Below are 19,362 nucleotides of genomic sequence, written 5' to 3'. Positions count from 1 at the left end.
CAACTCCTTCATGCTTTAGCTTAAAGCTTACTTGTCGTTCAATGCAACTACGCCTGGAAGCACTTTGCCTTCCATGAACTCTAGTGATGCGCCGCCACCTGTGGAGATGTGGTTCATTTTATCAGCCAATTTAAACTTCTCAGCTGCTGCTGCGGAGTCACCACCACCAATTACGGTGTATGCTTCTGTCTCTGCGCAAGCTTCCGCTACTGCACGAGTACCATGGGAGAATGGTTCAATTTCGAATACGCCCATTGGCCCGTTCCATACAACGAGTTTGGAGTTCTTAATAACATCAGCGTAGATTTCACGTGTTTTAGGACCGATGTCGATGCCTTCCCAATCTGCAGGAATGCCGTCGATGTCAACAATTTTTGTGTTTGCATTTGCACTGAAATCATCAGATACAACGATATCTACCGGCAGGTAGAAGTTTTTGCCCAATTTTTTCGCTTTTTCAATGAAACCGAGAGCAACATCCAACTTGGAATCATCCAGCAGAGATTGTCCAATTTCATGTCCTTGTGCTTTGAAGAACGTGTAAGTCAGACCGCCACCGATGATTACGTTGTCTGCAATGTTCAGCAGGTTGTCGATTACATCAATTTTGTCCTTAACTTTGGAACCACCGATGATTGCTGTGAAAGGACGCTCAGGGTTGGAGATTGCTTTGCCCAACACTTCAAGTTCTTTCTCCATCAACAGACCGGATACTGCTGGCAACAGGTGAGCGATACCTTCTGTCGAAGCGTGTGCTCTGTGAGCTGCGCCGAATGCATCGTTAACGAATACGTCAGCCAGTTCAGCAAATTGTTTTGCGAGTTCCGGATCGTTTTTCTCTTCGCCTGCGTGGAAACGAACGTTCTCAAGCAACAATACGTCGCCATTGTTCAGTTCAGCGATTTGAGCTTTTACTTTTCCGCCAACGGAATCATCCGCTTTAACGACTTTTTTACCGAGCAATTCAGACAAACGCTCAGCAGCTGGAGTCAAACGCATGGATTCAACAACTTCGCCTTTTGGACGACCCATGTGACTTGCCAAAATAACTTTAGCGCCTTTTTCGATCAAGTAGTTGATCGTAGGAAGTGTTGCACGAATACGTTTGTCATCTGTAATTTTACCATCTTCGAGCGGCACATTAAAATCTACACGGACAAACACCCGTTTTCCTGTCAATTCGATATCACGTACACTTTTTTTGTTCATCTGTATTTCCTCCGCACCCATGTATTTGTTGGACCAATCAAGAGCTGAAATCCCTTGTCAATCCTGGTGTTTTTGAGAAATTTGCAAAATGTTGATATATAAAGAGCGGAAACAATAGCATCTGTTTCCGCTCTATGTTATTGCAGATATTACTTAATCATTTTTGCAAAGTGCTCCAAAGTGCGAACCAGTTGAGCAGTGTAGGACATTTCATTGTCATACCAAGCTACAGTTTTAACCAATTGTTGGTCGCCAACAGTCAGAACTTTAGTTTGAGTTGCATCAAACAGGGAACCGAAAGTGATACCTTGGATATCGGAAGATACGATTTCGTCTTCAGTGTATCCGAAAGTTTGTGGATCGGAAGCTTCTTTCATAGCTGCGTTAACTTCTTCAGCAGTTACTTTTTTGTTCAAAACAGTTACGAGCTCAGTCAGGGAACCAGTAGCTACTGGCACACGTTGAGCTGCACCGTCGAGGATGCCTTGCAGTTCTGGAATAACCAGACCGATTGCTTTAGCAGCACCCGTTGTGTTAGGGATGATGTTTTCAGCTGCTGCGCGAGCACGACGGAAGTCACCTTTAGGGTGTGGAGCATCCAATGTGTTTTGGTCGCCAGTGTAAGCGTGAATTGTAGTCATCAAACCTTGAACGATTCCGAATTTGTCTTGCAGTGTTTTTGCCATAGGTGCCAGGCAGTTTGTTGTGCAAGATGCGCCGGAGATTACAGTTTCAGTACCGTCGAGGATTTCATGGTTTACGTTGTAAACGATGGTTTTCATGTCGCCAGTAGCTGGTGCGGAGATAACAACTTTCTTAGCTCCACCTTTCAAGTGTTTCTCAGCTGCTTCTTTAGTTGTGAAGAAACCAGTACATTCCAGAACGATATCTACGCCCAGGTCACCCCAAGGAAGTTCTTCTGGGTTACGGTTAGCCAATACTTTAACTTCTTTGCCGTTCACTTTGAAGAAGCCATCGTGTACTTCAACATCGCCATCGAAGCGACCTTGAGTTGTATCATATTTGAGCAAATGAGCCAGCATTTTAGCATCAGTCAAGTCGTTGATTGCTACAACTTCAATGCCCTCTACATTTTGAATACGGCGGAATGCCAAACGACCAATACGTCCAAAACCGTTAATACCTACTTTAATCATGAGTAAGTTCCTCCCAAGTTTTGATTAATTTTTTTTATGAAGCTTATATATTCAAGACAGACGGTGAGGTCCGTCAAGACAACAATAGTTGTGGTGCAAAATAAAACCTTATTCCATTTCGGCGACGATGACTTCAGCAGCAGCCTCATCAATAATCAGAATATCTTCCTGACCAAATCGTAGGACAGAATGTATGGCAGCAGCTTTGCTTTTGCCACCTGCAATCCCAATCACGACATCGGTTCGTTCAATATCCTGGAGTCGCATGCCCAGCGTAAGCATGGTATGTACCACCTCACCCTGATCATTAAAGTAATAACCGAAGGATTCAGATACGGCCCCTTGCTCCTGGAGTTCATCTATGATCTCTGTCGCAAGTTTACGGCGCCGTGCCATCTCTACGGCATCACCGATTCCGTGAATGACGATCCGCGATTTTCGGATCAGCTGCAGAATCTCCTGAACACTTGGGTCCTGGATTAGTGATTCGTAGGCGTGATCACTAAGCAAATCCGGTACATGCAGGAGTTTGTATTGGGCTCCTACCCGTTTTGCCATCGTGGATGCAATCGTATTGGCCTGAATTTCGAGGCTTTCTCCCAGCCCACCGCGTGCCGGTACAAACCAGACACCTTTCAGCACTGTTGGCGGAGTCAGTTGCTCTGCTACTTCAGCCGTTGTTGAACCGCCAGTAACGGCGACAACATCGTTATCACTCATAATATTACCCAGAGCCTTCGCTCCGGCTCTGCCCAGTTCCCGTTTGGCAAATGGAGAAATGTCCGAATCGCCAGGAACCACAACCACCTTTTGCAGACCGTAGGCTTGCTTGATGCGCTCTTCCAATTCGGACAATCCAAACAGCTCTTTGGCGACGGGTTCCAACTGCTGCAGCAATTCATGCCCTGCCTCACTGATCTTCATGCCTGCACTGTCAATTTCAATAAGTCCCTGAGCCTTTAACAAATCAGTCTCAGCCCTCAGAACCCGCTCGGTCATCTGCATGGAATTAGCTAACGTTCTTCGTCCGATCACATCCGATAACATGATCTGGCGCAGAATCGTATACCTCTTCTTCAAGACATCCATGAGATCAGGCAGAAGCTGCTTTTGCACTTCTAAAATCGTTCGCATGCTTTCCACTCCCGCAAGCTTCTCGTTCCAAGCTTTCTTTCATGGCCCCAAAACGTCCCGGGATAACTTTTTAAGTCCCACGTCTATTCTACCTAAAACTGACGCGACATGCAAGTGTTTCGAAGCGTTAATTCGACACGTTTCAGGCGTTTGTACGCGCCTATTTTCACAATGTCAATTTACTATGATCGAGAACAACCTGTTCGATACCATATATAGAAGAAAAGTAAAATTATCATCTACATATTGCTTGCTATTGTTTTTCATATGGCATGTCCAAAACCTCTTTTAGCATTTACCTATTTGCGCTCTTTATCCACTTATTTTCATCATGATCAATTTCAGGGTAATCCAAACCAAAACAGCGAACATCAGCTTGCAATTAAATTACTCATGAGCTATAATCATTATTGCTGTCACATATTTGAAACTTCTATTTCAAAACTGCTTTTATGCAACTATGTTTGCAGCAATAATCAATGTGCGCCCGTGGTCCAATGGATATGACGTAGGCCTCCGAAGCCTGAGATCCAAGTTCGATTCTTGGCGGGCGCGCCATTCTTAATTAGTAGCTCATAACCCTTTTAACCAATGAAACCGAATAGGTTTCTTTTTTTTCAAACTTAGTTTGACTTTCTTTGACTTTTTGTTTGAAATTGTTTATGATGTGGGTAATACGGTAACAGTTTATATATGAACACCAATTTAACATTTACATTTCCGAGGAGGTTTTTCACGTGAGTTATATTCCAATGGTCGTTGAACAGAGCAACCGCGGTGAGCGCGCCTATGACATCTATTCCAGATTGCTGAAGGATCGTATCATCTTCCTTGGCAGTGATGTAAATGACGTTGTGGCGAATGCCATCATGGCACAGATGTTGTTCCTAGCTGCGGAAGATCCGGAGAAAGACATTCACTTATACATCAATAGCCCAGGCGGATCCATTACAGCCGGTATGGCGATTTTCGATACAATGCAATTCATCAAACCGGATGTATCTACCATCTGTGTAGGTATGGCGGCTTCGATGGGTGCATTCCTGTTGAACGCAGGTGCCAAAGGTAAACGTTTTGCATTGCCTAACAGCGAAATCATGATTCACCAACCACTTGGTGGTGCGCAAGGTCAAGCTTCGGACATCGAAATTCGTGCCCGCCGCATCCTGAAAATGCGTGATACTTTGAACCGCATCATCGCTGAGCGCTCAGGCCAACCGCTGGAGCGTATCGAGAAAGATACCGATCGTGACTACTTTATGAGTGCTGCTGAAGCTGCTGATTACGGTATCATCGATAAAGTTATCGAAAACGTAGGTTCCCAAGGCATCTAAGCCGAGGCGAATCGCCAATTAAACGGATATACCATATAGCCAACTCAAACGGCATCGCCCAGTTGAGTTGGCTATATGAAAAAAGGACGCTCTCGTCAATATGACGAGGGCGTCCTTTTTTTGAAGATAATTTAAAAGTGCATGATAAATATTTAATCGATTCCCTTTAACTCTCATAGCGTTACGCTAGCAATAAGCCCAACACTAATACTAATACTAAAGGTACATTTACGAACCGAGCATACGCTATTAGCCAACATTTTAACGAAATGAAATTCTAATACTTTACTTGTTTGTTGTTAAGCCACTGAACGGCTCTGTGCCTTTAGGAAGTAATTCTTTGTATGTGAACGGGAATTCTGGGAAACCCTCCGCATAAGCTGTGTACTCATACAACTGGAAGAATACAACTACACCTGTTGGTGTTACATAGAAATCCTGATCTTTATTCAGACCTTTATAGCCTTCAAGGTAACCACCACGAGCTTTAAGCTGATCTCCCACTTTTTTGCTCACTGTCTCACGCACGGTTTTGTTATTTTGAATTACATCATCCAGACTCAATTCCTTACCGGAGTCCAGAGCAAAGGTATGACCTGCACGGAACGTCATGCCATGTGCGCCTGCATAGTCCTGATAACTTTGCGTAACGAGCCCAAGCACACCATTTTCGTTGTATGTTACAACATAAGAACTCTCAAATGCATATGGACGGTTCGCTGCTGCGTCACCAAATTCCTTGGTTTGTTTTTTGAAATCTGCTACAAAAGCATCGACTTCATCTTTCAGCACCTTGTTGATAGCTGTTTCTGCTTTATCGTTAGCCAGTCCGCTCACCTGAGGATATTGAATATCGACTTCAGCGTTCTTGATGCTGACTTTCACTGTTGCCGCTTTGACTGTCACGCTATTCTGCTTCACTTTGCTCAGCGTCAGTGTCTTGGCTTTGCCATCCCAGTTGCCCTGAACACCCAAATAATCTCTCATTGCAGAAAACGGAATATACAATCGGCCATTGATCAGCTTCGCTTCCACTTGTGGATAGTAGTTATTAATTCTAACACTCGGTGCCCCATCAATCAGGCTGATGGTCATCGTATTATTAGCTGCGGATAAGGAGTATTCCTTAGCCTTAGCATCATATTTCAAACTTCCACCTGCAACATCTTTCACTGCGGTAAGCGATACCCAAGTGGAGCCACCTTGAAGGAGTCCTTTTTGAGTAAGAGTTTTGCCTCCCGATTTCAGAGTTACCTCAGTAGGTGTTGTCACTTTCGTGGATACTGAAGCTGCCTGTACAGAACTATCCTGCCATACAGCCCCGCTCCCCACAATAATTCCTGCCGCCAGTAGTGCACTAGTCCATTTTTTCCATGATGTCATATATAAAACTCCTCTCTCGAATTCAAATTTGAGTGTCATTGCGTATGTATCCTGATTTGATCGTATGCCTCATACGCTCACCTCTTTATTATAATTAACCCAATTCCGGAAAGGTTTACAGCTCCAGTTACAATGTTGTTCGATCCAGATGCCTATAATGAAGGTTTTGTTACGAACAAATGGACAAAAAAGATACCAAAAAGCAGCAATTTATTTCGTCATATTTCATCTCTTCTTTTCAAACTTCATCAAAGTCCGCCTTTATAACAAAAAAGACGCTGTCCATCGGACAACGTCTTTGTCATTATTGCCTTTTGCCCGCTCAAGCATATCTTTAACGGACATCCGGCTATTATTTATTTCACTTATTTCATTTCATAAGTAATATTCAGCGTTGTGCTCACTTTAACCTGTCCTGTTTCAATTTCTGTGCTACCAGCAGAATCAGCTGACGATTTGGACATCAGAGCCTCACTTGCATAGAACACAGGTACATTGGCGTCACCTTGGCTCACAGAAAGAACAGCGCCCAGTTGACGTTTAACCGCTTTTGCAATAGCTCCAGCTTTCACATCAGCATTGGCAACAGCTTTCTCAATCACTTGAGCTTCAAAGTTCTCCGGTTTCTCTACCGTAAAACGTACATTCTCAATATTGTTGGCACCAGCTTGGGATGCAGCATCCAGGAGTTCACCAATCTTGTCCATCTCCCGGTAAGTTACAGTCAATGTGTGATGAGCTGTGTACCCTTTGATCTTCTGTCCGTCTTTTTCACTATACGTGTAGTTAGGCTGTACGTAGAACTGGCTGGTTTGAATATCATCCGCACTGATTTTCCACGTACTTTTCAGCAGATTGCTAACCTTTTGAATTTTCGCTGCATTCGCTTTTTGAGCAGAGGCTGCGGTATCTGCCGTACTGTTCACTCCAATGGAAAGATAGGCGATGTCGGGCTTCACCTGAATCTCACCTGTACCCACAACGTTAATCACGTTTTGCTGTACCCCCTGTACCTCAGCAGCATACGCATAATTACTAGGTGCAACCCACGCAGTACCTCCAACTAGCAATGTACCTGCGACCATCACCGCGCCCAGCGGTTTCATCCATAATTTACCCATCACGTTAGCCTCCTTAAGTTTTAACATCTCAAACTCAAATCGATTTGATACCTAACAGACGGGCTTAATTCCATAATGTTGCACTTGACAGTCATAAAACGCAAAAAAGCCCCTTTCGGGACTTCTTCATTGGGTTCAAATCATATCTTATTGGTTCTCAAGCTCTTCCTTGCTTACCAGACTAACTAAAGCGTTTACAGCCTGTTCGGCGTCCGCGCCCTCTGCACTAATCTGGATTTCCGTACCAGTACTGATTGCAAGGCTCATGATCCCCATGATACTTTTTGCATTTACTTTTTTGTCGTCCTTCTCGACGAACACTTCAGATGAGTACTTATTCGCTTCTTGAACGAACAGTGCCGCAGGTCTGGCATGGAGACCCGTTTTCAAACGGACAACTACCGGGTGCTTTGTCATGGAAACTTACCCCCTATTATGAAATCTGGACATTAAATACACAATTATATTTATAACATTATACCATATAACCAGAGCAGGACATAGAAGAAAAAACTCAGGGTGATTGGGATGTCATTATTATTACCCATTTTAGCCTTTTTACATCACCTCATTACACCTGAGCAGCTCTCCAAGATCCTTATGGGCTGACTTTATACTGACCTTTTGGCGAAAATCAAAAACAATCAGCTTTCCAGGCTACCCTACTCTTAATTTAACCGTAACGCTCGGTACGAACCTTCTCTGCCAGCTCATCAATCTTGCGGAGCCGGTGATTCACCCCGGACTTGCTGACTGTACCCTTAAGCAGTTCGCCTACTTCCTTCAAGTTGATATCCGGATGGGCGAGTCTGACTTCAGCCACTTCACGAAGCTTTTCGGGCAACGACTCCAGACCAACTTCCTTTTGCAACAGTCTGATGTTATCGATCTGTCTGACGGCTGCTCCAATCGTTTTGTTAAGGTTCGCCGTCTCACAATTGACGATTCGGTTGACGGAATTACGCATATCTCGCATGATACGCACATCCTCGAACTTGAAAAGGGCCTGATGTGCACCAATGATACTGAGCAGCTCAATGATTTTCTCGCCTTCCTTAATGTATAGGATGAATCCTTTTTTGCGTTCTATACAACGGGCATTGAGATGAAATTCATTCGCCAGGTCCACCAGGGCCTGACAGTGCTCCTCATACATGGACGCAATCTCCAGGTGGTAGGATGAACCTTCGGGATTGTTGACTGAGCCTCCTGCCATAAATGCTCCCCGAAGATAAGCACGTTTACAGCAGTTATTATTGAACAGTTCTTCACTGATCCCGGGAGTAAACAGAAATCCTTCGGAAACAATGTACAGATCTTTTAAAATCTCCTGTACCATGGTTGGAATCCGAACAATATATACATTGTTCTTTTTCAGCCGCATTTTTTTGCGGACAAGCAATTCCGTATGCACTTGAAAATGCTTTTTAAGCAGAGAGTATGCCCGTCTTGCAATGGCGGCATTCTCCGTCGAAATATCCAAGATGACTTTTTTATTCGATAACTGCACCGCACCAAGCATACGGATGAGGGCTGAAAGTTCCGCCTTTTCGCAGCACGGTTCGCTTTCGATCATCGTTAGTTCTTTTTTGGTCTGTGCTGCAAACGACATGGGACTTCACCTCTTCCGTAACATCCAATTTTGTACAAGTTGATAGATGTGATGGCTCAGCTTGTCGGCATCATGACGCAGATAAGTCCGGAATAGGACCAACGTATCCGCAACCACTTGATAGCCGGCACTCTTCAGCACATTCATATCCAGCACAACTGGTTTAGCTCCTTTTTCCGCATACTTATTCTGCACCTGCAGCGGAATATCACCATTATTTACAATGACATAGTCGAAAATTTGTTGTCCTACATGTTCATGTACCGCCTTGAGGTGGTCACTCACCGTGTAATTATCCGTCTCTCCCGGCTGTGTCATCACATTACAAATAAACATTTTTACTGCGTCAGCTTCAACGACAGCTTCAGCCAGCTTAGGTACAAGCAGATTGGGCAGAATGCTCGTGTAGAGACTACCTGGCCCAATCAGGATGGCGTCTGCCTGACGAATAGCCTCAACAGCCTCTGGCAACGGCTCCACGTGATCCGGTTCAAGGAAAACGCGTTTGATCCGTAAGCCAGCTTCAGGGATCTTGGACTCGCCCGTAACAATCGATCCATCCTCCATCTCTGCATGCAGTATAACGGCCTGCCCGGCTGCGGGCAATACCTCACCCCGAACGGCAAACACGCGGCTAAGTTCCCGCACAGCGGTCACGAAGTCGCCCGATATATCCGTCATTGCAGCCAAAATTAAGTTACCCAGGCTGTGGCCTGCAAGCCCCGCGCCTGTATTGAAGCGATAATTCAGCATATCCGACAACAACGGTTCTACATCAGCCAGCGCCGTAAGTACGTTACGAATGTCGCCCGGAGGCGGCATTTGCAACTCATTACGCAGGATGCCCGAACTTCCTCCGTCATCCGCCACCGTCACGATGGCCGTGATGTCCAGCGGCTTTTCCTTCAAACCGCGCAGCATCACGGATAATCCGGTTCCGCCGCCCATGACTACAATTCTCGGACGTTCTCTTCGTGGTCCGGCTTCTTTCATCCCTTCACCCTCTTCAATGACGGTCCCGGTCGGCGTCGCGATGGCTCACGGTGACAGCCTCAGTTTCGCTGCTTCCCAACATTTTGCCCAAATATTCCGATATTGCTACCGAACGATGCTTGCCTCCGGTACAGCCGATTCCAATAATAACCTGGCTTTTGCCTTCCTTCCGGTATTGCGGAATCAGAAAATGCAGCATATCCAGCAGTTTGGTCAGAAACGCCTGCGTCTCCGGCCATTTCATAACATATTCATATACATCACTATTCTGTCCCGTATTCGGACGTAAATGTTCAATATAATGCGGATTGGGCAAGAAACGAACATCAAACACCAGATCCGCATCGATAGGAATACCGTATTTGAACCCAAACGACGTAATATTTACCGACAGCATATGGCTTTCCAGATGAGAAAAGCGGGATATGATGCGCTCTTTCAGTTGAGCAGGCTTCATCGTACTGGTATTCAGTACCTGAGTAGCGGAATTTTTGAGTTCCTCCAGCATCTTACGTTCCAGCCGGATGCCGTCCAGCGGCATGCCCTCAGGAGCCAGTGGATGTCTGCGCCTGCTCTCCTTATAGCGCTGGACTAATACAGAGTCTGTCGCGTCCAGGAATAATATTTCACAATGAATGGTAAAATGATCTTTAATATAGTTCAGTGACTCGGACAAAGCCGTAAAGAACTCACGACCGCGAAGGTCGATAACCAGTGCGACCTTGCCAATTTTGCCGTTCGATTGCTCAATCAACTCCGCAAATTTTGGAATCAATACCGGTGGAAGATTATCCACACAGAAGAAACCAAGATCCTCCAGGCTTTGTACTGCAATCGTCTTGCCTGCTCCGGACATGCCCGTAATGATAATGAGCGTGGCGCCTGTGCCCGGTGAAACTTCACCTTCAAGCATAAATGTCCCCTCCTTATCATATTGCTGTCGGATTATACTGTTACGAGGTTACTAGGAACGCAAGAGAAGACCAGCCGCGCCAACAATCCCTGCATTATTGCCAAGCGTTGCTTCAAGAATATTAACCCCTTCTTGCAGCGGTTCAGGTGTCAGTTTTGCAAATACAGTCCGTACTTCATCAAACAAAATATTACCCGCTTTGGATACACCGCCACCGATAATGAACATCTCAGGGTTAATCACAGCCGCTACAGCCGCCATTGATTTGCCCAGATAGAACGCTGCACGATTGACGATACGAAGAGCAACTTCATCGCCCGTTTTAGCTGCATCAAATACTTCTTTAGCTGCAATCTTGTCCACGAGTGCCAGTGATGTATTATCTCCACGCTCTACAGCGTCTTTGGCCATACGAATAATTCCGGTTGCTGAAGATACAGTTTCCACGCATCCCATTTTGCCGCATCCGCACTGAATGGCTTCCAGATCAGGAACAACACTGACATGACCAAGCTCACCAGCCATACCGGAGAATCCTTGATAGATCTTGCCGTTCAAGATCAGTCCGCCACCAACGCCTGTACCAAGCGTATAACATACACAGTTGTCAACGCCCTTGCCAGCACCTGCCCAAGCTTCACCCAGTGCAGCCACGTTTGCATCGTTATCTATTTTGACTGGCTTGCCCAGACGTTCTTCCAAAATCGAACGAATGGCTACATTCCGAAATCCAATGTTAGGGGCAAGAACGATAATTCCCTCGCGTACATTGGTGAACCCAGCCACTCCTGCTCCCACACCTTCAAGCTGTTCCCAGCTGTAAGGTGATTCGGCAACGATATGACGGACATACTTCTCGATGTTGGCAATGACCGTGTCAACGCCCTTATCCACTTCAGTCGGTCCTTCATACGTATGCATAAGCTGACCGTGTTCATCACATATACCGACCTTGATTGCTGTTCCGCCGAGATCGACCCCAACGTAGATTTTCTCAGACATGCTACAAGCCACCTTTATCTATCTATAATAGTTTAATCCTACGTACCAACTATAATTGAAGGATACGCCTGGGTCAAGACGATAAGACCTTTGCTGTGATTAGCTTCCCCGCTATTGTGAACAACATCACAGGCTATTTTTGAATACGTATACAACCTCATTTGTCTCTATCAAAAACGCAGGCTTCATTCCTTCCTCCATAGAGGAGGAAGCCTCAACTCATGATATTGCATATCCACTCGTTCCATGCGTAAAAGATGACAATTGTCACCTGAATTTCATGACAATCCTTACTAATCACGTCTCAGACAGTTCGGTAAGATGGAAATATCTTATAGACCAGAACAAGGACGTGGAGCTTCTCACCCGTGGTTCAGTTGTTGCTATCCTCAGCTCTAACGGCGCAAAAAACGCCTTCCCATAACAGGAGGCGTTTCTCTACTTTTATGAACATTACCTAAACCTATCCTTCAGCAGCTATTCAGCTACTGGTCACAGCTTCGTTTCCACACGTACGGGCTCTTCCGTTTTTTCCATCTTGTTGACGTCCAGAATATCGAGCAGGAAGACAAAGATCGGAATACCAATGATAAGCCCCCAGATCCCCAGGAAATGTTGAGACAGAATCAGTACGATAAACGTGTAGAACATCGGTAATTTGGTTTTGTGCGCCATCAGCTTCGGATTCAGGAAGTACGTCTCCAGCGCATGAATAATGATGATCATAATGATCACGATCACGCTGAGCTGTAATCCTCCCAGTTGATAACCGATCAGACACAGCGGAACTAGTGAGATGATAACCCCCGCAACGGGTACCAAACTCAGCATGAACACCAGAATGGTCAAGGCGAACAAGTACGGGAAACCAAGTATCCATAATCCCAGAATCGTCAAAGCTGTATTAAACACAGCAATCATCAATTGTGCCTCGATTACTTTACCAAAAGAAGATACAAACTTATCTCCGAGATAGGCCACTTCATTATAGAACCAGCCGATCTTGCTTGTTTTGAACTTGGAGGTAAACTTGGAAATCTCCCGCTTCTGCAACAAGAAGAACAGACTCAGGATGATGACCAACAGAATGAACTCCAACCATTTGCTTAACGCAAAAATATACTTCAATGCATCGTTGGTATAGTTTTTGATATCGAACGATTGAAGATAACCTGCAATTTTGGAAGCAAAATTATCCCCGTCTGCGGTATCAAGAAATTTCATGATCTCATTCGTTAACTGAACGACCTGATCCACAATTCGTGGTGAATACCTTGAAATGCCCAGTACAATGGCTGCAATAACGATAAGATAGAGCAGAATGACTACGACTTTATAGTTAACCGGAAATAAACGATTCAACTTCTCTGTGATAAAATGCTGCAACCTGTTCATGACATACGTCACCAGGAATAACAGCAAAATCATGTGCAGCATACTCCCCATGCTGAAAAGCACCAAACAAAACAACAGCAGAATGAGAAATCGCCGTACTGTTGCATTCTTTAACCAATCTTTTATCATTTCCCCCAAAGTCTTCACCTCACAGCTAATATGCCCATTATGTATACGATCTCATGCCCAATTTGGTTTCAAAAAAAGAGAAGCCTTCCGGCTTCTCACATCATGAGACTTCCCGTTGTCTCTTCTACTTAATTTATGCCAAACCATACCCTTTTCATGCTTACTTATCCAGTGTTTCGCTCCAGTCATGCACAATACTGCCTTCAAGGAATTTCTCGCAGTCCATTGCGGCCATACACCCTGAACCTGCTGCTGTAATGGCTTGACGATACTTCGTATCCTGAACATCACCGCAGGCGAACACACCCGGAATGTTGGTCTCGGTTGTACCCGGTTTAACGACAACATAACCATGTTCATCCAAAGTAATCTGGTTGCCCAGGAACCCCGTATTCGGTGTATGTCCAATTGCAATGAATACGCCATCCGCTTCAAGCAATTCTTCCTGTCCGGTCTCGTTATTACGTACCTTGAGCCCTTTAACGCCCAGAGCCTCAGGCACAACTTCGAGCGGTGTGCGGTTCAAAGCCCATTTCACCTTCTCGTTGCTGCGAGCCCGATCCTGCATAATTTTCGATGCACGTAATTCGTCCCGGCGGTGAACCAAGGTAACGTCTGTTGCAAAACGGGTCAGGAAGCTGGCTTCCTCCATCGCGGAGTCTCCACCGCCGACAACAACGATCTTTTTACCACGGAAAAAGAATCCGTCACATGTGGCACATGTACTAACCCCACGTCCCACATTCTCCTGCTCTCCCGGAATACCGAGATAACGGGCCGATGCACCAGTAGAGATAATGATCGATTCGGCTTCCAAATCACCGATACCTCCAACTTTAACCTTGAAGGGCGGTTTGCTGAAATCCACTTCTTCCACCCAACCATTTTTGAACTCTGCTCCAAAACGCTCCGCTTGCTTGCGCATATTGTCCATCAGTTCCGGACCCATAATGCCTTGCGGAAAACCAGGGAAATTCTCAACTTCCGTTGTCGTCGTCAATTGACCACCCGGCTGAAGACCTTCGATAACCAGTGGGTTTAGATTAGCACGAGCCAGATATATCGCTGCTGTCAGACCCGCAGGTCCGGTTCCGATCACAATCGTTCTGTATTTAGACATATAGATACAGCCTCCTTAATAAGGTTGAGAGTGTGTTGAGTGGCGAATAACTTGCTATGATGATATTCTACAGGCATGTCGAGACCTATTCGTTAAGTTTACCCGTTTTCCAGGCCTATGTATCCTTCACGCAATGAAGTCTATCCCAAAGCGAGAATTTCAAGGAACATTTACTGGACCGGTGGGTTGGAATTGCACACTTTATTGATTTGCCGTGCATATTTGCTGACTGTGGCAGCTGATATGCCGTACCGGTCGGCTATGCTTTGGTAGGTAACCGGACGACTATTAATTTTTGCCGCCAGATATTCCAATCCTGCAGCCAAGCCTTCAATTTGCTTCGTGCCAGGCACCTCCGGGTGTACACGAGATACATAGTCGGTCCACAGCCGCTCCATTTCTTGCTGCAATTCGGCTTTGGCTTCAGACATCTGTAACGCACGGTCCACGACCGCCTGCCAATGCGATGAAGGTTTCGTTTCCGTTTGTTCCGTCATCGACTCGATTTTCGGAATAGTGCGTTTGCTCAACGCAGTTAACGGTCGTAGAACAGGAGAATCATCCTGCTTAGCTCCTTCTGAATCAAGACCGTTTAATACAGAACGAGCGGCTTCCACCAGTTCCTGATCTTCACCAGGTTCCTGGATAAAGGATTGCAGGGCCTGTTGTACCTCATAATCACCAATCATGCCAAGAGCATGAATGACCTGGAGCTTGGTTGCCCGATCCCCATGTCGCAACGCCCAGAAGAAAGAGGATCGGATCAAGGGATCATTTTTCATCTCTTTAGGTATGCCGTTGCCATAGTTCTCCCATTGTCTGAATTGCTCGTCAAATGGCAGATGATAGTGATAACTTAGTTTCTCCGGATCTTTTTCTCCCTGTCTCACAGCCTCAAGACCGGACAGATAGTACCGGGATACTTCCGAACCCGGATCCAGCTTGCCCACATGACGCCACAGACGTTCAGCGGAATCGTAACGATCGGTATTATAAGCTGCAACTGCTGCATAATGTGCAAGAGCCGGATCCGCAGCGGTTTCTTCATCCTTCAACAGCCGACGGAAATGTACATAAGCCGTATCATGTTGTCCCAGGATACCCATCGTGGTAGCCAGTTTGTAGACCTGTTCGTGCTGGAAAGGCACGATGACACGCAATTTTTTGATCAGAAGCAGCACTTGGTCGGCTCGATTCTCGTTCTGGTGGAAAATCGCCAGATTACACAGTGCATGCAAATTACCTGGCTCCTGCTCCAGTACCTCGGCAATCGTCTCTTTCGCTTTGGGAAACAGCCCCATATAATAATAGGCAAGCGCCAAGTTGTTGCGAGCAGCCAAATAATCAGGATAATCGGGTGACATGTCTTCCAGCAGCTCAGCCGCCTGTGCAAACTTCCCTTGTTCCAACAATTCCCGCGCCTGATCGTGTTCAACGACACCCTTACGTGATTTGATCCGGTTCAGTTTGGCTGGTCGATCCAGCTCGTAGTACAGAAGCTCCATCATCTCTTCGGCTTCCGTCATAAACTGACCTTGGGTATCCTCCTCCAAATACGTAACAAGCGCTTGCTCAGCTTCTTCAAACCGATCCATATTCGCATAATTGTTCGCCATGTAGAAATAACATTCCGTCATGGACGGATCTACCACGTCGAGCACATGCGCAAGAACGGTATTGGAAGCCTCGTAATCCCCCTTCTCTGATAATATACCCGCCATATTACAATGATTCACCGGATTTTCCGGCTCATATTCAACAGCTTTACGAAAATATTTTAATGCCTTGTCGACGTGATTACGGTCCAGCGAGCGGACAGCTCTCTCAAAAAAGAAAGAAGCATCCAAGTGAATCGGTATTACATTGGCAAGGTGTCCCTCAGCCCGCAGTAGCTTGCCCTTCATCTTCCAAGGCACCTCCTCTTTGCTTTCATTCATACTCTCCAGTATACCACATCTTAAGGCCCACTTCTCAATATGTAGTTTCATGTCGTTTATGCCAAAAATGCGCAAAAAAGATGACACCCCCTCATCCCTTTCGAATGAAATGTCATCTTTTTGCTTCATGTACTCTTCCTTATAGAGAGATTCATCAGAATTACAGCTTTAACGCCATGGATGGCGAAAGAGAGATATGAACTGTCTTGTGGAAAGGGGTCATAAAGTTAACCAGTACAACCTTACACTTATTAGGCAGCTTTGCCTCACGTACGGTTGCTGCCAAATGCCCTACCTCGCCTCCGGTCAGCTCAATCCAGTCATCTCCACAGGAATAACGCAACGTGCCGCTCTTCCACAGATAATGGCCTTCACCTGTCTCAAGCAATTCCCCATGGGAAAGCTCGCCCTCGCTTCCGAACACGAAAGAAAGCTGCACCATAAGCTGCTCCGGCTGCTCTCCCGCCAGTTTCAGGGTCCAGCCATTTTCCGTTCGTAATACTTCCGTCTGTACAAGGAACGTCTGTTCATGGGTGAGATCTCGACTCTGATGGGGCAACATATACCACGGACTGATAGCTGTTCCCGCCGTCTCAGGCAGTTGACTATCCGGGATCGGACCGTAATAGCCTTTCTTCTGTTCGCCCGTTAGAAGGTAACCTGCTGGCAATCGAGACATGTACTGCATCGGCACATATCCTGGATTAAAATAGGAGGCCAACTGAACGGCCAGTAGACGTACGGCACCATGACGAAGGGCAAAGAATGAAGGCACCTCCGTCATTACAGTCGCACTTGTATTACCGGAACGAATACGTGCTACAGGTGCGCCGAAGTCCGTATGCAACCGGCTGTGTGAGATGTGTCCATGATGACCTGCCGAATCCATTCGCTGTAAATAGTCCTCCCGCACAAATCGTTCGTTCAGTATGATCTCGTACAGCTCAGGCAGCTGTTCGCGTGTCTTACCTGCCTGTTGCTGAAGCTCAGGCTCCAGCAGCAGCCGGACGAGCGCATTGACCGAGCAGACGCCGGGATCTGTTAACATTTCTCCAGCCCAATCCGCCATGCCGGCAAAGATCGGATCATCGTCCAACCGGGCCATAATGGCATACGGCAAGTAATACGGTGATAAATCATGTACGCTCCCCAGATCCTGGCGCCCTGAGTAATCCGTAACAACCTCACCTGTTGGATGTACCAGATACACCATCATGCGAAGATTGAGTCTCACCGGGTCCAGCAATTCAGGGCGGTTCAACAGGCGTGCCGCGTGAATCAGCATGATGTTGCTAACCGCGTTGTAGATTCCGTTGCTTCGTTCAGTCCACTCCCCATCAGGCGTAATATCCATACCTTCAGCCAGCCACTGCTCTGCACGCTGCACAGCTTCCTCCAGGTCAAACAATTGATGCAGGAAACCGAGCGCCGCGCATAGCACCCAGCGATGATTCGGCGTATGACAGCCTCCAGTCAGCAAGACTGGAACAGTTCGTTCCAGAAACAGGCGCATATTGTCCAGTACAGGTTGCAATGGCTCCCAGTCCTGCTGCTGAAGAAGTTGATATAACTGGGCATATCCCACGACAAGAAATGCGGTATCCGGCGGAGAATGGGAATTGGTCCAACCGGGGGAGATAGAGCCGTCTCCATGCTGATTACGGAGTGCGTACTCCGATGCAAGCTGAAGACGATTTAACAGATCTTCATCCCGATAATAGATCGAATCCGGATTGGCGAGTGCTGCTCCCCAGTAACACATGTCTGTAGGTGTTCCGGTCGTATGGTTGACCCAAGCGATACCTGTAGAGGGATCAATCGTTCCTCCAAAATAGCGGCTGTCCGGATCAAGCACTTGCCGGGATATCCCTTGTTGCACTGCTCTGTCATTGCTTTCCACCAGTTGTCTGTACATGTCTAGTCCCTCCAAACAAATGCCGATGTGCGGAATATTCGGCGCAGTAACTCTGTCATTTGGTTAATCACGATTGGCTTAAGAAAACCTACGATCAGCCCTTAACTGCTCCAAGCATGGCACCGCTAACAAAATATTTTTGCAGCCATGGATAGACGAGCAGAATCGGTACGGTTGCAAAAATAACGGTGGCAGCCTTAAGACTTTCCGGGGTTAATGGAGCGCGATTGGCACCTTCCATCTGTGTGAGCTCACTCACCATGTTGTTTTGCACCATTTGGAACAGTTTGAGCTGAAGTGGGTACAGCTTAGGATCATTAATGTACATCAGGGAATCCTGGAAGCCATTCCAGCGTCCAACAGCATAGAACAACGCTAAAGTTGCCATGACCGGCATCGACAGCGGCAATATGATTTTCAACAGTGTGTGCAGATGTGAACTGCCATCAATTTCAGCCGACTCCTCCAGACTTTCTGGTATACCATTGAAAAATGAGATCAGGATAATCAGGTTAAATGGACTGACCAGACCTGGCAGAATTAGCGCCCACGGCGAATTAAGTAAGTGCAGGTCACGAATGAGCAAGTACTCGGGAATGATCCCCCCGCTAAAGAACATCGTAATGATGATCACGTACATGAAGAGCTTGCGGCCCTTCATTTTTTTCTTGGTCAATGGGTATGCAGCTGCGATTGTGAACACCATGCATAACACTGTTGTCGCGATCGTCAAGAGGGTTGTATATCCCAGGGAATACAGCATCGAATGATCCGAGAACACCTTGACATACGCATCCCAATTGAACTCCTTAGGAAAAATGGTGACTTCACCCGATGTAATGGCACGATTGGAGCTTAATGATATGGCAATCGTGTGCAGAAACGGAGCGAGACAGAACACGACGAACAAGCTAATAAACAGGATGATAACGGTATCAAAAATCCGGTTTGAGGTGCGTTCACTCATATGCGCACAACTCCTTTACTGATGGTATACATATAAAGCAG

General features: G+C 46.3%; 16 protein-coding genes and 1 tRNA gene. 2 read left to right on the top strand and 15 right to left on the bottom strand.

Going from position 1 to position 19,362, the window contains the following annotated elements; genetic code table 11:
- Window positions 1-27: 27 nt before the first annotated feature.
- From AC3ITG_RS00910 to AC3ITG_RS00900, 3 genes are all read right to left on the bottom strand, one after another.
- On the bottom strand, window positions 28-1,209 hold the full coding sequence (locus tag AC3ITG_RS00910) for a phosphoglycerate kinase (RefSeq protein ID WP_489252527.1): 1,182 nt from the start codon (window positions 1,207-1,209) through the stop codon (window positions 28-30).
- A 149-nt stretch (window positions 1,210-1,358) separates the two neighbouring features.
- Window positions 1,359-2,366 (bottom strand): type I glyceraldehyde-3-phosphate dehydrogenase, encoded by a 1,008-nt coding sequence (gene gap, locus AC3ITG_RS00905; RefSeq protein ID WP_024629503.1) that lies wholly within the window; start codon window positions 2,364-2,366, stop codon window positions 1,359-1,361.
- A gap of 108 nt (window positions 2,367-2,474) precedes the next feature.
- Window positions 2,475-3,500, bottom strand: coding sequence for a sugar-binding transcriptional regulator (locus AC3ITG_RS00900; RefSeq protein ID WP_413374457.1), 1,026 nt, complete (start codon window positions 3,498-3,500; stop codon window positions 2,475-2,477).
- 483 nt (window positions 3,501-3,983) lie between these two features.
- Between AC3ITG_RS00900 and AC3ITG_RS00895 the strand changes: the two genes are divergently transcribed.
- Window positions 3,984-4,058, top strand: a tRNA-Arg gene (locus AC3ITG_RS00895).
- A 179-nt stretch (window positions 4,059-4,237) separates the two neighbouring features.
- Window positions 4,238-4,834 carry an ATP-dependent Clp endopeptidase proteolytic subunit ClpP gene (gene clpP, locus AC3ITG_RS00890; protein WP_064641202.1) on the top strand — a complete coding sequence of 199 codons (597 nt, stop codon included), beginning with the start codon at window positions 4,238-4,240 and terminating at the stop codon, window positions 4,832-4,834.
- 285 nt (window positions 4,835-5,119) lie between these two features.
- Here the strand turns inward: clpP and AC3ITG_RS00885 are convergent, their stop codons facing one another.
- The 12 genes from AC3ITG_RS00885 to AC3ITG_RS00830 all read right to left on the bottom strand — a co-directional run bounded on the left by AC3ITG_RS00885 (window position 5,120) and on the right by AC3ITG_RS00830 (window position 19,321).
- Window positions 5,120-6,217 carry a PdaC/SigV domain-containing protein gene (locus tag AC3ITG_RS00885; protein WP_489252526.1) on the bottom strand — a complete coding sequence of 366 codons (1,098 nt, stop codon included), beginning with the start codon at window positions 6,215-6,217 and terminating at the stop codon, window positions 5,120-5,122.
- A 365-nt stretch (window positions 6,218-6,582) separates the two neighbouring features.
- A complete protein-coding gene (locus AC3ITG_RS00880) occupies window positions 6,583-7,338 on the bottom strand; it encodes an SIMPL domain-containing protein (RefSeq protein ID WP_413374455.1) in 756 nt (251 codons plus the stop codon).
- A gap of 147 nt (window positions 7,339-7,485) precedes the next feature.
- Window positions 7,486-7,755 (bottom strand): HPr family phosphocarrier protein, encoded by a 270-nt coding sequence (locus tag AC3ITG_RS00875; RefSeq protein WP_017691248.1) that lies wholly within the window; start codon window positions 7,753-7,755, stop codon window positions 7,486-7,488.
- Between the two features lie 256 nt (window positions 7,756-8,011).
- On the bottom strand, window positions 8,012-8,950 hold the full coding sequence (gene whiA / locus AC3ITG_RS00870; protein ID WP_413374454.1) for a DNA-binding protein WhiA: 939 nt from the start codon (window positions 8,948-8,950) through the stop codon (window positions 8,012-8,014).
- A 6-nt stretch (window positions 8,951-8,956) separates the two neighbouring features.
- Window positions 8,957-9,943: a gluconeogenesis factor YvcK family protein gene (locus AC3ITG_RS00865; RefSeq protein ID WP_063566496.1), complete on the bottom strand. Its 987-nt coding sequence runs from the start codon at window positions 9,941-9,943 to the stop codon at window positions 8,957-8,959.
- A gap of 13 nt (window positions 9,944-9,956) precedes the next feature.
- On the bottom strand, window positions 9,957-10,856 hold the full coding sequence (gene rapZ / locus AC3ITG_RS00860) for an RNase adapter RapZ (protein WP_053782949.1): 900 nt from the start codon (window positions 10,854-10,856) through the stop codon (window positions 9,957-9,959).
- A 51-nt stretch (window positions 10,857-10,907) separates the two neighbouring features.
- Entirely contained in the window at window positions 10,908-11,858 is a 951-nt protein-coding gene (locus tag AC3ITG_RS00855) for an ROK family glucokinase (RefSeq protein ID WP_489252525.1), read from the bottom strand.
- A 492-nt stretch (window positions 11,859-12,350) separates the two neighbouring features.
- Entirely contained in the window at window positions 12,351-13,382 is a 1,032-nt protein-coding gene (locus AC3ITG_RS00850; RefSeq protein ID WP_413374449.1) for an AI-2E family transporter, read from the bottom strand.
- Between the two features lie 160 nt (window positions 13,383-13,542).
- Window positions 13,543-14,502 carry a thioredoxin-disulfide reductase gene (gene trxB / locus AC3ITG_RS00845; RefSeq protein ID WP_413374448.1) on the bottom strand — a complete coding sequence of 320 codons (960 nt, stop codon included), beginning with the start codon at window positions 14,500-14,502 and terminating at the stop codon, window positions 13,543-13,545.
- Window positions 14,503-14,672: 170 nt separating this feature from the next.
- Window positions 14,673-16,406 carry a tetratricopeptide repeat protein gene (locus AC3ITG_RS00840; protein ID WP_489252524.1) on the bottom strand — a complete coding sequence of 578 codons (1,734 nt, stop codon included), beginning with the start codon at window positions 16,404-16,406 and terminating at the stop codon, window positions 14,673-14,675.
- Between the two features lie 193 nt (window positions 16,407-16,599).
- Entirely contained in the window at window positions 16,600-18,354 is a 1,755-nt protein-coding gene (locus AC3ITG_RS00835; RefSeq protein WP_489252523.1) for a hypothetical protein, read from the bottom strand.
- Window positions 18,355-18,448: 94 nt separating this feature from the next.
- Window positions 18,449-19,321, bottom strand: coding sequence for a carbohydrate ABC transporter permease (locus AC3ITG_RS00830; protein ID WP_413374445.1), 873 nt, complete (start codon window positions 19,319-19,321; stop codon window positions 18,449-18,451).
- Window positions 19,322-19,362 lie beyond the last annotated feature (41 nt).

Source organism: Paenibacillus sp. GL_099_B, from assembly GCF_057835695.1.
The sequence above is the reverse complement of the archived record's forward strand: the minus strand, read 5'-3'. Positions and strand labels throughout refer to the sequence as shown.

Excerpts from the sequence above, each read along its gene's own strand:
- AC3ITG_RS00835 (WP_489252523.1), bottom strand. The coding sequence starts at position 18,354 with ATGTACAGACAACTGGTGGAAAGCAATGACAGAGCAGTGCAACAAGGG.
- AC3ITG_RS00875 (WP_017691248.1), bottom strand. The coding sequence starts at position 7,755 with ATGACAAAGCACCCGGTAGTTGTCCGTTTGAAAACGGGTCTCCATGCC.
- trxB (WP_413374448.1), bottom strand. The coding sequence starts at position 14,502 with ATGTCTAAATACAGAACGATTGTGATCGGAACCGGACCTGCGGGTCTG.
- rapZ (WP_053782949.1), bottom strand. The coding sequence starts at position 10,856 with ATGCTTGAAGGTGAAGTTTCACCGGGCACAGGCGCCACGCTCATTATC.
- AC3ITG_RS00900 (WP_413374457.1), bottom strand. The coding sequence starts at position 3,500 with ATGCGAACGATTTTAGAAGTGCAAAAGCAGCTTCTGCCTGATCTCATG.
- AC3ITG_RS00865 (WP_063566496.1), bottom strand. The coding sequence starts at position 9,943 with ATGAAAGAAGCCGGACCACGAAGAGAACGTCCGAGAATTGTAGTCATG.
- AC3ITG_RS00910 (WP_489252527.1), bottom strand. The coding sequence starts at position 1,209 with ATGAACAAAAAAAGTGTACGTGATATCGAATTGACAGGAAAACGGGTG.
- AC3ITG_RS00830 (WP_413374445.1), bottom strand. The coding sequence starts at position 19,321 with ATGAGTGAACGCACCTCAAACCGGATTTTTGATACCGTTATCATCCTG.
- AC3ITG_RS00850 (WP_413374449.1), bottom strand. The coding sequence starts at position 13,382 with ATGATAAAAGATTGGTTAAAGAATGCAACAGTACGGCGATTTCTCATT.
- AC3ITG_RS00840 (WP_489252524.1), bottom strand. The coding sequence starts at position 16,406 with ATGAAGGGCAAGCTACTGCGGGCTGAGGGACACCTTGCCAATGTAATA.
- AC3ITG_RS00885 (WP_489252526.1), bottom strand. The coding sequence starts at position 6,217 with ATGACATCATGGAAAAAATGGACTAGTGCACTACTGGCGGCAGGAATT.
- AC3ITG_RS00880 (WP_413374455.1), bottom strand. The coding sequence starts at position 7,338 with ATGGGTAAATTATGGATGAAACCGCTGGGCGCGGTGATGGTCGCAGGT.
- gap (WP_024629503.1), bottom strand. The coding sequence starts at position 2,366 with ATGATTAAAGTAGGTATTAACGGTTTTGGACGTATTGGTCGTTTGGCA.
- whiA (WP_413374454.1), bottom strand. The coding sequence starts at position 8,950 with ATGTCGTTTGCAGCACAGACCAAAAAAGAACTAACGATGATCGAAAGC.
- AC3ITG_RS00855 (WP_489252525.1), bottom strand. The coding sequence starts at position 11,858 with ATGTCTGAGAAAATCTACGTTGGGGTCGATCTCGGCGGAACAGCAATC.